Below are 11,664 nucleotides of genomic sequence, written 5' to 3'. Positions count from 1 at the left end.
CGGTGAAGGCCGCCCGGCCCTCACCGTGCAACACAAGGATTTGCTCATGCGCGTGTTGATCTGTGCAGGTCGGCATTACGCCGACACCAAAAAGTCCCGCCAGGTGCTGGACGCTTACCATCGCCTGCGTCCAGTGCAGGTGCTGATCCACGGCGGCAACCCGTTCCTGGGCAGCGACATCGAGGAATGGGCCCGTGAACTCGGCATCGACGTGGTGCGCTATCCGCCGAATTGGCAACGTCATGGCAAACAGGCGGAACGCCAACGCAACCACTTCATGCTGGCCGACAGCCGCCCCGACGTGATCATTGCCCTGCCGGGCGGTGACGACACCTCGGAGCTGGTCTGCCAGGCCAAAGCCAGCGGCATCTCGGTGCTGAGCGTAGAAAACTGAAATTCAAGCGAGGCGCATCATGCACAACCAACACAACCCAAAGCAGGCGGACGGGTTTGCCAAATACCGCGCCCGTCATTCGCGCAACGTGCGTCCCAGCCTGCTGCTGTTGCCGCCGGCCAAACGCCGTGCGCTGCAACGCAACCTGATATTTCTCGGGGTGAGCCTGAGCGTTGTGCTGCTCATGGCGTTTTTCGCGAAGGCTTATGCAGCGGGCAGTGGCTGACCACGGCGGCAACGCTGAGGTTTTAGGCCTTGGCCTGCTGCTCCAGGTGCAGTTGCAACTGCGGATCGATGTGCAACTGCCCCGCCAGGTCGTCCAGGTAATTGCGCTCTGCATCCTGTTGGTCGTCCACCAGCATGACACTGGCCAGATACACCTCGGCCGCCACCGCCGGGTCTGCGGCAAACTCGGCGAAATCCGCAGCATCCAGCGGCTTGGCGACTTCAGCGTCGAGCCACTGCTGCAACTGCGGATCGTCCGTATGCTTGCCCAGCTCTTTGGAAATCAGCTGCTGCTCTTTGTCATCAATCCGGCCATCGGCCTTGGCAGCCGCAATCAGTGCGCGCAATACGGCATGGCTGTGCGCTTCGACTTGCGCGCCCGAGAGCTGATCGGCCGTCTGGAAAGCTGGTTGCGCCTGGCTCACCTGCTGGCTCTGCCAGGCCTGATACGCCTTGTAGGCCATCATCCCGAGAGAGGCCAGCGCAGCGTAGTTCATCCCACCGGCGCGCCCTTGCGCCGGACGCGTGGCCGCGCCACCACCCAGCATGCCGCCAAGCCCACCCAATAAATCACCCAGGCTGCCGCCGCCCGAAGCATTACCGGCGCGATTGCCCTTGAGCAGTCCTCCCAGCACGCCGCCCAGACCGCCGGCCGAACCGCCCCTGGAAGAATCACCGCCCTGCCCTGCGCCGCGCAACAATTGTTCCAATAGATCGCCGGTATTCATGGTGTCGCCCTCCAGGCGCATAGTGGCGTTAATCAACCTTAGCTCGCCCCCGATGGAACACCATGACCGCCGGGCGGGCAAGCCTTATGATGGCGCCACCACCACCTCAAGGGAGAACCCAGGTGAACCGCATCGAGCACATCGGGTTGTTGGCCAACTACAATCAATGGATGAATCGCAAGGTCTATGAGACCGCCGGCGCGCTCACAGACGCGGCGTTGACTGCGGACCGACACGCATTTTTCGGCTCGATCCTCGGCACCCTCAATCACCTGACCCTGGGCGACACCGTCTGGCTCAAGCGCTTTGCCGAGCACCCGGCGGGGTTCAGCGCGCTGGCCCCCTTGAACGCCATCGCCACCCCCGTCGACCTCAGGCAATTGGCATTCGCAGACATACGTGAGCTCTCGGCCCATCGTGCGTGGCTGGATCAACTCATCCTCGATTGGGCCCACAGCCTGCACGAATCCCACCTCGACCAGCGATTGAGTTATCACAGCATGGGTGGTGTAGCGTCTGAAAAACCGTTTTTTGGCCTGCTGACGCATTTCTTCAATCACCAGACCCACCATCGCGGCCAAGTGACCACATTATTAAGCCAGGCCGGTGTGGACGTGGGTGATACCGACCTGCTCGCGCTGATTGACTGAACGGGGCCTGCTTCGCTGCGTAGATCACTGATCTGGCAGGTTTTTTCAAGCCCGTGTTTGTGCAGGAAAGGATGTATCGAGGTTGCGCCCAAGCGTCTGGATCTATATATTCGCAACCCTGCTGCACCGCGCTACCGCCCGAATGGCGAAACTGGTAGACGCATGGGACTTAAAATCCCCCGCTCGTAAGGGCGTCCCGGTTCGATTCCGGGTTCGGGCACCAAAGATATCAAGGGCTTGCCGGGGAAACCTGAGCAGGCCCTTATCGTTTCTGTTCCGCAATTTCAGAACCTGCTCCGCAATTACCTATCTCCGGCGTCCTGCCGATCGCCCCCCCGACCACCTGAATCGCAAATCAACCCTGGCAATTCTCATGACGCGATTATAGATAACATTTCATTTACTGCAATTGAGCTTGGCAAATAGGTACGACGCGTACTGACTTAATATTTTTTCGCTGGCGCAAGTGTTCAACTACACTAAAAAATCAGCACCTATCGGCTCAACCAAACGCTCAGCCAGCCACCTTAATCGACGGACTCAACCAAGCGACTTAATTTCGGGTATTTATATGTTTAATAAAATCTTGAATAAAAATCTGTTGGAATTGAAGAGCGAACTCAAGAGGCAGCAAGAGCTACAAGATAGCATGAACGCCGAAATGGTCAGCGTGACTGTCGATAGCAACATGATGATTACCAGTCTCAATAAAAATTTTGCAAACCTGGTAGGTTATGACCAGCATAAATTGGTAGGCACCTCACTAGGTGCTCTCTCTCCCGCCTATGTAAAAGAATTACCTTGCTATAAGAATTTTATGCTCGCCATGTCTGAAGGACGGTCGGTCAGTGATGACTACAGATATATCGCAGCCGACGGACGAATGGTTTGGATACACGCGGCCTGGTGCCCCATCAAAGATGAGAATGGCCATGTAACCCATATGAGCTGCTATGGATTGGATGCAACCGCCGCTATGGATAAAGCACGTGAAAACAGTGAGTTTATCCAAGCCCTGTTGAGATCTACAGCAGTGATAGAATTCGACCCCTCGGGGAAAATCATCACCGCGAACGCTAACTTTTTAAATGCGGTGGGTTACTCACTTGTACAACTAGTTGGAAAACACCACAGCTTGTTTTGTGAACCTGCTTATACCGCTTCTGCAGAATACCAGCAGTTTTGGAAAACGCTGAACGAAGGAAACTTTGTGGCAAGCCGATTCAAAAGAATAGACAGTGCCGGGCGGGAAATCTGGCTTGAGGCTACCTACAATCCGGTGTATGACACCCGAGGAAACCTCTACAAAATTGTAAAATTCGCCACGTTGGTTACCGATCAAGTCCAGCGCGAACAAGAGATCAGTTCAGCTGCCAGCACCGCCTACGGTATCTCGCAGCAAACCGATATTTCGGCAAATCAGGGTGCAGAAGTTGTTCAGAAAACGGTCGGCACAATGAACAAGATTGTTGACCAGATATCTTCTGCCTCGGAAGGTATTGAAGCATTGGGCAAGCAGTCCTATCTGATCAGTTCAATGGTACAAACGATCGGCGGCATTGCTGCCCAAACCAATCTCCTAGCATTGAACGCCGCCATCGAAGCAGCGCGCGCAGGAGAACAAGGCAGAGGATTTGCGGTGGTCGCCGACGAAGTACGGCAACTCGCCGGAAGAACCAGTAACGCGACTGAGGAAATCGTAGCGGTCGTGCAAAAAAATCAGCTTCTTGTTGACGAAGCCGTAGCAAATATGGGTAACAGCCGCTCCCAGGCGGAGCAAGGGCTGATGCTTGCTCAGCAAGCGGGAAGTGTAATACTGGAAATTCAGTCCGGCGCCCGGGAGGTTCTGGGGGCGGTTGAGCGGTTTGCCAAGCATCTGTGAGGCCAGTTCATCATGGTATCGAGCACGGCGGCTTTAGCCACTAACAGGGCCTACTCAGCCTTTGAAGTACGGCAGAAGAGGCGCCGATCGAGGCGGACAATGTCACCTCCTCTCCGCTTGCTGACGAACGAAAATCCTACCTCTGCATTTCGACCGAACTACCAACCTGTACTAACGTTCTATTGACAGACGCCTGGACATTTCCAGGCCAATCCGCATGGAGCTGAATATGTCTGACGATCTGAACAACCGTGGCCCGCAAGACCGTGCTCGAGTGAACACCTCGGAAGCTTGGGAGGTGAAGCACTGGACGAAAGAATTTGGCGTGACGGAGCAACAGCTCAAGGATGCAGTGGAAGCTGTTGGCCCAATGGTGACCGACGTGCGTAAAAGACTCGGTAAGTGAAGGGTAATGGCGCCCTCCAGCACAAACTGAAGTCGCAGCCGCTGCGGCTTCCGTCACTGTCCAATCAGCCACGCGGCGTCTGCAATACCTGGTAGCCGTCATCGGCGAGGGGTCGGTGCCGCATAGGGTGTTGAGGCGGGTGAAATGGCGGTTTTCGTGATGGCGTGCCTTGTGTCCGGCAGGTTAACCCGCGGTGGCGGCGGCACTGAATGCGTGGATCTTATCGACAATCTGGCGCGATGCCGTCCGGATTGCCGTGGTGGTATTGCCGGCGATATGCGGCGTCAGTTGCGCATTGGCAATAGCGGTCAATGGCGAGTCGAAGCGGTCTTTTTCCAGGGCGAAGGTATCGATGGCCACCGCTTTGATATGCCTGGGAAACTCGCGCATAAAGGCGGTCAACTGGTGCTCGTCGACGATTCCGCCGCGCGCGGTATTGATGAGGATTGAGCCCTGGCGCATCTGCCGGAACTCGGCCGTGCCGAACAAGCCTCGGGTCTGCGGGGTGAGCGGTACGTGGATCGAGACGATGTCCGCCTCGGCCAGTAACTGTCCAAGACCTGCCCGTCGTTCAAGCCCAAGGCTGTGCGCCACCGGTTCGGTAAAACGCTCGGACCCGGTGGCGATCACCTTGATGCCCAGCGCCGCAGCCTTGCGCGCCACCTGGCGGGCAATGCTGCCGGTGCCCACCAGCCCAAGTGTCAGTTCGGCGAATTCGGGAGCAGGTGCCAAGGTGCCTTTTGCCCAATGGCCGTTGTGCGTTTGGGCGTTATAGTCATCCAGGTCGCGGGAAAGAAACAGCGCCTGGGCCACGACATATTCGGCAACGGCGATCGCGTTGGAGCCCGGCGTGTTGAGGATCGCCACGCCACGCTGCTCACACTCGCGCCGATCAATATGATTGACGCCCGCACCGGCCTGGGCGATGGCACGCAGTGGCATGGCCAGCGCCGGCGAGGTGGCGGCGCGGATCAGGCTGGCGCCGATGGGGATGTTCAGGCGCGTCTTGAACACGCTGTAACCCCCGGCCCGATTCACGGCGGCAATAAAGCCAGGTTCGTCATGGCAGTTGATCTCGGCATAGTCAATGCGCGTGCCGTAGTGCTGCCGAATGTGCTCTTTGTCGGCGAAATAGTGCAGGTTGAGCGTGACGCCCAGGCCCAGTTCAAGAAAGCGATCGACTTCCTCAAACAGTAACGGCGGGCCGGGGGCATCCAGTATCAGGGTGGTCAATGCCATACAGTTGATCCTCTTGCCGGGTAACGCCTGCCGATACCCAGACACTCAGAGAGTAGCGATACTTCCTAGAGCCAAACAAAAAAAACCGGCGTACGGCCTAATGCCGTTCAGTTAAGGTTTTTTGTAGGAGCGAGGCACGCCTAGTTCTTGTTCGCGAAAAACTCACAGGCGCCGCGTTCAATCAGGAAACACGCGTTATCGTTGACGTTTTTCGCGAGCAAGCTCGCTCCTACAGAGGCGATATACGCTTAACTGAACGGCATTACGGCGTACGGCCGGGTTTTTTTGTGGTCATTTTGTGCGACGCGCTACTTCGCACCGCCATTGTCACGCTCGGTCTGGGCGTCCTGATCCGATCCGGGATTGCCAGGCGGCGGGTTCCAATCTTCCGGTTTCTCGCCAGTGCCCTGCTTGGGCTCGGATTCAGCCTGATCCAGGCCTGTCTCATGACCTTCGCCCAGGTCAGGCATTTGCTTGTCCGGTCCAGGATAGGGCGCTGCGGGACCGTTATTGTCATTGACCATAAATCACCTCTTTTCGGTAGTGCGCGGTTGCGCATAGCGCTGAGTGGGCTACTCAAACAGGACGTGCGCTTCAGCACGCCCCCGGCGGGATACCATCCTTGTTGAAATCCTTCAGTCGCTCACGCTCCTCTTCGGTGGAGTGCGCCGGTGTTTGCTCTTCGGGTTCTTTGCGCTTTTCCTCGGTCATGGCTGTGTCCTCCGTGTGGTAACAGTTTCGGCAACCAGCACTGCAAGCGGTTCAAAATGAATGTCGACCGGATCCGTGCCGGGCCGCCCAAAAAAATAAAATTATCTGATTTTATAACATTCATAAAATGCCAATAATTAATAATTAGCTTATTCCAAAAAATACTTTCACTAAGATTTTTTATAGGAATATCTTCGCATCAAGACCGACCCCCTACTTGGCGGAGGGCCAAGACGCTGGCTTACGACTTCTGATCCACACCGTGCACGCATCGCAATCGCCACTTGAGGGCCTCCCATTGAATACCTCCAACTTGATGAGCCGTCTGCTGGCCCCTTGCGCCCTCGCGCTCAGCCTCACGGCGTGCTCACCCGGCAATGACAGCCAAACGGGCAAGACCCTGAACATCGCGTTCTTCGGCGATAACACCACCCTGGTCAGCGTCGACCCGTTCCAGGTGTATTGGCTGGAACACCGGGTGCTGCTGCGTAACGTCGCCGAATCGCTCACCGACCAGGACCCGCAAACCGGCACGATCATTCCCTGGCTGGCCAAGCGCTGGGAAGTGAGTGATGACGCGTTGACCTATACCTTCCACCTGCGCGACGACGTCACGTTCAGCAATGGCGAGCACTTTGATGCACAGGCGGTGAAGACTGCGTTCGACAGCAACAAGGCCCTGGCCACTGAATTGCCGGCGACCTTCGGCGCCACGTACCTGGCCGGTTACGACCACGCCGAAGTGGTGGACGCCCTCACCGTCAAGCTGGTGCTGTCCAAGCCCAACGCGGGTTTCCTGCAAGCCACCTCAACCACCAACCTGGCGATCCTCGCGCCCGCCTCCTACGCGCTGACCGCCAAAGAGCGCTCCCTGGGCAAGATCATCGGCACCGGGCCGTTCGTGTTGTCCAGCTACACGCCGGAAGTGGGCGCACATTTGACCAAGCGCAAAGGCTATGCGTGGGCCTCGGCCAATATGAAAAACCAGGGCGAAGCGCACCTGGACGCCGTGGACATCAGCTACATCCCCGAAGAAAGCGTGCGCAACGGCCTGTTCCTGCAAGGCAAGGCCGACATCCTGTGGCCGCGCAACCCGTTCTCGGAGGTCGACCTCAAGCTGTTCCAGTACAAGGGCGCGACCATCCAGAGCCGGTCGCTGCCGGGGCCTGCGCTCAACCTGTACCCCAACACCCGCGGCGCACGCATCCTGGCCGACCGGCAAGTGCGCCTTGCCGTCCAGAAGTCACTTGACCGCAACAGCTACGCGAGCACCGTCTACAACGCGCAGTTTCCAGTGGTGGACGGCATCTTCGATGTCACCACGCCGTACTTCAAAAGCCAGGGCAACAAGCTGGCCTATGATCCAGCAGGCGCCGAGCAATTGCTGGAACAGGCCGGCTGGAGCAAAGGCGCCGACGGTTATCGGCAAAAAAACGGCAAGCGCCTGAGCCTGAGCTACAACATCAGCCCGTCGGAAACGGCCGGCGATGTGCTGATCCAGGACCAACTGCGCAAGGTCGGTATCGAGCTGAAACTCAGCGTGGTCACGCGCGCCGAATGGGTCGCCAACAACGCCGCGGGCAACTACGACCTGACCCTCAACTACATGACCCGCGCCGACCCGATCATCCTGCAAACCATCCTGGATCCGCGCAGCGCCAACAGCTCGACCGTGGCGACCAACACCTATGAACCGGCGGTACTGGAAAAAGCCAAGGGTTTATTCGATGCCGGTATCACCGCGACCCAAAGCCCGCAGCGCGCGGCGGCCTATGGCGAACTGCAGGATCTGCTGATCGATCAAAGCAGCGCATTTCCCGTGTATGAACGCGTGTGGCAGGCCGCCACTTCGCCCAGGGTAAAGAACTTCCACTGGACCGCCGAAGGCTTTGCGCTGCTGGGCGATATCGAGGTCGACACGCCATGAGCCGCTATCTTGTCGGCCGCGTCGGCCAGGCGCTGCTGGTGCTTTGGGGCGCCTACAGCATCACCTATTTCATCCTTTATCTGCTGCCGGGCGACACGTTGTCGATCATGCTCAGCGCGTCGGGCATGGAGGCCGACTCGCTGTCGGTGCAAGACCTGGCCAAAGCGCGGGCTTATTACGGCCTGGACAAAGGCCTGTTCGAGCGATATTTCGACTTGTTGCTGGGGGCGCTGCGGGGTGACTTCGGACAGTCGCTATCGCTGAACCGCCCGGTGGCTGAACTGCTTGCCGAGCGCCTGCCGCAGACCTTGTCCCTGGCAGGCCTGGCCATCGTGCTGTCGCTGCTGGGCGGGATCGGCCTGGCGTACCTGACGGCTTACATCCGTTGGCAACCGTTGAAGAAGGCGCTGGCGCGGCTGCCGTCGCTGGGATTTTCGGTGCCGGTGTTCTGGATGGGCCTGCTGCTGATCCAGGTATTTGCCTTTGGCCTTGGCTGGTTCCCCGCCACCGGCAGCCGGGGCATGGAAAGCCTGGTGTTGCCGGCCATCACCCTGGCGATTCCCAGCGCGGCGGTGTACGCCCAAGTGCTGCAACGCAGCTTTCAGGGCGTCTGGCAAGAATCCTATATCGCCACCGCCTACGCCAAGGGCCTGAGCCGTGGTCAAGTGCAGGCACGCCACGGGTTCAAGAATGCCGCGCTGCCCATCCTCACCCTGATCGGCTTGCAGGTGGGTAATACCGTGTCCGGCGCGGTATTGGTCGAGACCATCTTTGCCCGCTCCGGCATCGGCCGCCTGGCCCAGGAAGCGGTACTGCGCCAGGACATCCCCGTGGTGCTGGCCATCGTCGCGGTGTCGGCGGCCGCATTTGTCTGCGTGAACCTGTTGGTCGACCTGCTGTACCCGCTGCTCGACCCGCGCATTTCTCACACGCCAAAGGTGTCCTAGCCCATGACTATCTTCGAGCAACCCCTGGGCCGCGAAGCCATCCGCGCCGACGCCGGGCTGTGGCGCCGTCGAAGCCGTCTGCAACGCGCGACGACGGTGGTGTTGCCACTGTTGCGACGGCCCGGGTTCAGCCTGGCGCTGCTGATCGTCCTGTTCGCGCTGTTGGCGGCCGTGGTGCCGCACGGGTTGAGCAGCTTCGATCCCTACGCCACCGCCCCGATCGACAAGCTGCGCCCGCCTGACTTGACCCATTGGTTCGGCACCGATGAGCTGGGACGCGACCTGTATACGCGTGTGGTATTCGGCTCCAGCCTGTCGGTGCTCGCCGCGTTCCTGGCCGTGGGTATCGCGCTGGTGGGCGGCCTGGGGCTGGGCATATTGTCGGGCTTTGCCGGTGGCCGCATCGATGCGCTGATCATGCGCCTGGTCGATGTGTTGCTGGCCCTGCCCGGTCTGCTGCTGGCCCTGGCGATTGTCACGGCCATCGGCTTCGGCACCGTGCCGGTGGCGATTGCCGTGGGCGTCGGCATCATTCCCGGGTTTGCCCGCACCACCCGCGCCGAAGTACTGCGGGTCAAGACCTTGCCCTACGTCGAGGCTGCACGCCTGGGCGGTGCCAGCTGGGGACGCACCTTGTTACGGCACATCCTGCCCAACGCATGGGGGCCGGTGGCGGTACTGGCGACCCTGGACTTTGGTGCGGCGATCCTTGCCACCGCCGGTCTGAGCTTTCTCGGTTTTGGCGCCGCGCCACCGGCAGCGGAATGGGGCACCCTGATCGCCAACGGCCGCCACTTCCTGATCACCGCCCCGTGGGTTTCCCTGCTGCCCGGCCTGTTCCTGGTCGCCGTGGTGTTCAGCCTCAACCATATTGCCCGCACGTTCGAGGAGTTGCAGCGATGAGTGCCCCTGCCCCGTTGGTCGATATTCGGCAACTCAGTGTCAGCTACCGTAGCGGCACGCAGGTCAACCAGGCGATTCGCGGGTTGTCGCTCTCCATCGCCACGGGCGAGACGGTGGCGATTGTCGGCGAGTCCGGCTCCGGCAAGTCGACCCTGGCCAATGCCATCCTCGGCCTGCTGCCGGACACTGCACGGATCAGCGCCGGGCAGTTATGGGTGGACGGTAACGACATGACCCACGCCGGCGAGCGCCAGAAACGCAGGCTGCGCGGTCGCACAATCGGCCTGGTGCCCCAGGACCCGATGGTCAGCCTCAACCCGACCCTGCGCATCGGCCAACAGATCGCCGAGGCGCTGATCCTCGCCAAGGGCAAACGCTACCCTGGCGTCGATGCCGATATCCTCGAGCTGCTGCAGCAGGTGGGCATCGATAAACCTGTGCTGCGCGCACGCCAGTACCCCCACCAACTGTCTGGCGGCATGCGCCAGCGCGTACTGATCGCCATTGCCCTGGCGGGCAACCCGCGCTTGATCATCGCTGACGAGCCCACCAGTGCCCTGGACGTCACCGTCCAGCGCAAGATCCTCGACCATTTGCAACGCCTGGTCAGGGAGCGCGGGATTTCACTGTTGATCATTACCCATGATCTGGGCGTCGCCACCGACCGGGGTGATCGGATCCTGGTGATGCAGCACGGTGAAGTGGTCGAACAAGGCTCGCCACGCCAGATCCTCGGCGCGCCACGACACGACTACACCCGGGCACTGATTGCCGCCGCGCCTGCGTTCGCCAAGCGTCGCGAACCCCTGGCCCGCATTGAGCCATCGCACACCCCCCTCCTGAGCCTTCAACACGTGGGCAAGACGTTCGCATTGCCCCGCATCAGGGGTGAGGACAGCACCTTTGTGGCGCTGGAAGATCTGAGCCTGGCGGTGTACCCCGGCCAGACGCTGGCGATTGTCGGCGAGTCCGGCTCGGGCAAGAGCACCGCGCTGCGCATCGCCCTGGGCCTGGAAAAGCCGACGCGGGGCCGGGTCTGGTTCGAGCAGCAAGACGTCACCGACCTGAGCTGGCGCGATTTCCGTCCACTGCGCCAACGCCTGCAGCTGGTGCAACAGAACCCGTTTGCCGCCCTCGACCCGCGCTTTAGCGTGTTCGACAGCATCGTCGAGCCGCTGGTGTCGTTCGGCCTGCTCAAAGGGCCGGCCCTGGAGCAGGCGGCGCGGGAGATGATGGCTCGCGTGCAACTGCCCGTCAGCTACCTGGATCGTCTGCCGCGCGAACTGTCCGGTGGCCAATGCCAGCGTGTCGCCATCGCCAGGGCGCTTGTCTTGAAACCGGACCTGTTGCTGCTGGACGAGCCGGTCAGCGCGCTGGATGTATCGGTGCAGGCAACCATTCTCGATTTGCTGGAAGAGTTGCAGCGAGAAATGGGCATTGCCTACGTACTGGTTTCCCATGATTTGTCGGTGGTGGCCAACTTTGCCCACCAGGTGCTGGTGTTGCGCAACGGCCACGTCGTTGAACAGGGTTCGGTGGAGCAACTGTTCAACCAGCCAAGCAACGCGTACACCCGTGAGTTGATTGCTGCCATCCCGGGTCAGCGCGTCACGGCCACGGCTGCCTGACTTTTACCGCATCAGGCAGTCACG

At 60.0% G+C, this 11,664-nt stretch carries 11 protein-coding genes, 1 tRNA gene and 2 pseudogenes; 11 read left to right on the top strand and 3 right to left on the bottom strand.

The annotated features are described in order from the left end of the window. Positions 1-46: 46 nt before the first annotated feature. Both TU82_RS06585 and TU82_RS06580 read left to right on the top strand, forming a co-directional pair. Positions 47-394, top strand: a complete 348-nt coding sequence (locus TU82_RS06585; RefSeq protein ID WP_057722319.1) for an SLOG family protein — start codon at positions 47-49, stop codon at positions 392-394. A gap of 19 nt (positions 395-413) precedes the next feature. Next, a pseudogene (locus TU82_RS06580) lies at positions 414-611 on the top strand (hypothetical protein); the annotation flags it as partial. 31 nt (positions 612-642) lie between these two features. Here the strand turns inward: TU82_RS06580 and TU82_RS06575 are convergent. Beyond that, positions 643-1,347, bottom strand: coding sequence for a tellurite resistance TerB family protein (locus TU82_RS06575; RefSeq protein WP_057722620.1), 705 nt, complete (start codon positions 1,345-1,347; stop codon positions 643-645). Between the two features lie 122 nt (positions 1,348-1,469). Here TU82_RS06575 and TU82_RS06570 point away from each other — a divergent pair, with 122 nt between their 5' ends. The 5 genes and pseudogenes from TU82_RS06570 to TU82_RS27685 all read left to right on the top strand — a co-directional run bounded on the left by TU82_RS06570 (position 1,470) and on the right by TU82_RS27685 (position 4,285). Continuing rightward, on the top strand, positions 1,470-1,997 hold the full coding sequence (locus TU82_RS06570) for a DinB family protein (protein ID WP_057722317.1): 528 nt from the start codon (positions 1,470-1,472) through the stop codon (positions 1,995-1,997). Between the two features lie 136 nt (positions 1,998-2,133). Next, positions 2,134-2,220, top strand: a tRNA-Leu gene (locus TU82_RS06565). A 348-nt stretch (positions 2,221-2,568) separates the two neighbouring features. Next, positions 2,569-3,345 (top strand): annotated as a pseudogene (locus TU82_RS29505) (PAS domain-containing protein); the annotation flags it as partial. Further along, on the top strand, positions 3,325-3,879 hold the full coding sequence (locus tag TU82_RS29500) for a methyl-accepting chemotaxis protein (protein WP_420893015.1): 555 nt from the start codon (positions 3,325-3,327) through the stop codon (positions 3,877-3,879). The pseudogene TU82_RS29505 and the gene TU82_RS29500, both read left to right, overlap by 21 nt. Positions 3,880-4,108: 229 nt before the next feature. Further along, on the top strand, positions 4,109-4,285 hold the full coding sequence (locus TU82_RS27685; RefSeq protein WP_072024039.1) for a DUF3606 domain-containing protein: 177 nt from the start codon (positions 4,109-4,111) through the stop codon (positions 4,283-4,285). A 183-nt stretch (positions 4,286-4,468) separates the two neighbouring features. On the opposite strand, the gene TU82_RS06555 is transcribed toward TU82_RS27685, so the two are convergent. Both TU82_RS06555 and TU82_RS06550 read right to left on the bottom strand, forming a co-directional pair. Further along, the gene (locus tag TU82_RS06555) at positions 4,469-5,524 is read right to left on the bottom strand and encodes an NAD(P)-dependent oxidoreductase (protein WP_057722315.1); all 1,056 of its coding nucleotides are present in this window, start codon (positions 5,522-5,524) and stop codon (positions 4,469-4,471) included. Positions 5,525-5,832: 308 nt separating this feature from the next. Further along, a complete protein-coding gene (locus TU82_RS06550) occupies positions 5,833-6,048 on the bottom strand; it encodes a hypothetical protein (RefSeq protein WP_057722314.1) in 216 nt (71 codons plus the stop codon). Positions 6,049-6,551: 503 nt separating this feature from the next. Here TU82_RS06550 and TU82_RS06545 point away from each other — a divergent pair. The 4 genes from TU82_RS06545 to TU82_RS06530 are packed head-to-tail and all read left to right on the top strand — an operon-like array spanning position 6,552 to position 11,640. Next, entirely contained in the window at positions 6,552-8,162 is a 1,611-nt protein-coding gene (locus tag TU82_RS06545) for an ABC transporter substrate-binding protein (RefSeq protein ID WP_057722617.1), read from the top strand. Next, complete coding sequence (locus TU82_RS06540; RefSeq protein WP_057722313.1) at positions 8,159-9,109, top strand: ABC transporter permease; 951 nt, start codon at positions 8,159-8,161, stop codon at positions 9,107-9,109. Before TU82_RS06545 ends, TU82_RS06540 begins: the two co-directional genes overlap by 4 nt. A gap of 3 nt (positions 9,110-9,112) precedes the next feature. After that, on the top strand, positions 9,113-10,012 hold the full coding sequence (locus TU82_RS06535) for an ABC transporter permease (RefSeq protein WP_057722312.1): 900 nt from the start codon (positions 9,113-9,115) through the stop codon (positions 10,010-10,012). Continuing rightward, on the top strand, positions 10,009-11,640 hold the full coding sequence (locus TU82_RS06530) for a dipeptide ABC transporter ATP-binding protein (RefSeq protein WP_057722311.1): 1,632 nt from the start codon (positions 10,009-10,011) through the stop codon (positions 11,638-11,640). Before TU82_RS06535 ends, TU82_RS06530 begins: the two co-directional genes overlap by 4 nt. The last annotated feature ends 24 nt before the right edge of the window (positions 11,641-11,664 follow it).

This window comes from Pseudomonas orientalis (genome assembly GCF_001439815.1).
GTDB lineage: Bacteria > Pseudomonadota > Gammaproteobacteria > Pseudomonadales > Pseudomonadaceae > Aquipseudomonas > Aquipseudomonas orientalis.
This window is presented reverse-complemented; position numbering and strand designations above follow the sequence as displayed.

What these genes read in the sequence shown, in the direction of transcription:
- TU82_RS06585 (WP_057722319.1), top strand. Translation starts at nt 47, where the DNA reads ATGCGCGTGTTGATCTGTGCAGGTCGGCATTACGCCGACACCAAAAAG.
- TU82_RS06575 (WP_057722620.1), bottom strand. Translation starts at nt 1,347, where the DNA reads ATGAATACCGGCGATCTATTGGAACAATTGTTGCGCGGCGCAGGGCAG.
- TU82_RS27685 (WP_072024039.1), top strand. Translation starts at nt 4,109, where the DNA reads ATGTCTGACGATCTGAACAACCGTGGCCCGCAAGACCGTGCTCGAGTG.
- TU82_RS06555 (WP_057722315.1), bottom strand. Translation starts at nt 5,524, where the DNA reads ATGGCATTGACCACCCTGATACTGGATGCCCCCGGCCCGCCGTTACTG.
- TU82_RS06550 (WP_057722314.1), bottom strand. Translation starts at nt 6,048, where the DNA reads ATGGTCAATGACAATAACGGTCCCGCAGCGCCCTATCCTGGACCGGAC.
- TU82_RS06545 (WP_057722617.1), top strand. Translation starts at nt 6,552, where the DNA reads ATGAGCCGTCTGCTGGCCCCTTGCGCCCTCGCGCTCAGCCTCACGGCG.
- TU82_RS06540 (WP_057722313.1), top strand. Translation starts at nt 8,159, where the DNA reads ATGAGCCGCTATCTTGTCGGCCGCGTCGGCCAGGCGCTGCTGGTGCTT.
- TU82_RS06535 (WP_057722312.1), top strand. Translation starts at nt 9,113, where the DNA reads ATGACTATCTTCGAGCAACCCCTGGGCCGCGAAGCCATCCGCGCCGAC.
- TU82_RS06530 (WP_057722311.1), top strand. Translation starts at nt 10,009, where the DNA reads ATGAGTGCCCCTGCCCCGTTGGTCGATATTCGGCAACTCAGTGTCAGC.